Raw genomic sequence first — 501 nt, 5'->3', positions numbered from 1 at the left:
ATTCATCAATATGCTGGATCAAATGCAGAACAGCAGTTTTGAGCTGGATAACCAGGTTGCTGCACTGGTGGATGTGAACCACTTTTCTGATATTAACGATGGCTTGGGCCAGGATGCGGGTAACTTATTATTGATTGCTATTGCAGAGCGACTGCAAGGTGCCATGGGCCCAGAAGTAAAAATGGGTCGAATTGGTGCGGATGTATTTGGCTTGATCGGTCGTGATAATAAGGTTTGCCCTGAATACATTACCAATGTTTTTAACTCTCCTTTTAAGGCTGGCGATCATACCTTGCCGGTAAACGTCACTGTTGGCTTGTGTCGTTTGCTGGATGAGGAAAATAATGGTCTGAATATCCTCAAACAGTCCAACATTGCGTTAAATCGCGCTAAGAAAAGCCTGACAGCCAATTACGAGTACTACGCGCCAGAAATGGAAGAGAAGACAACCTGGCGGCTGGGCATGATCCGGCAACTTCGTTCTGACTTTGCCGAGCGAAA

1 protein-coding gene is annotated in these 501 nt (G+C 45.9%); it reads left to right on the top strand.

All coding sequences use genetic code 11. The features are described from left to right. Positions 1-501 (top strand): GGDEF domain-containing protein (locus J0A66_RS21620; RefSeq protein WP_206575924.1); only part of this gene is annotated, 501 nt, incomplete at both ends.

Origin of the sequence: Bowmanella dokdonensis (genome assembly GCF_017254865.1) — a bacterium.
Taxonomy (GTDB): domain Bacteria; phylum Pseudomonadota; class Gammaproteobacteria; order Enterobacterales; family Alteromonadaceae; genus Bowmanella; species Bowmanella dokdonensis.
The sequence above is the reverse complement of the archived record's forward strand: the minus strand, read 5'-3'. Positions and strand labels throughout refer to the sequence as shown.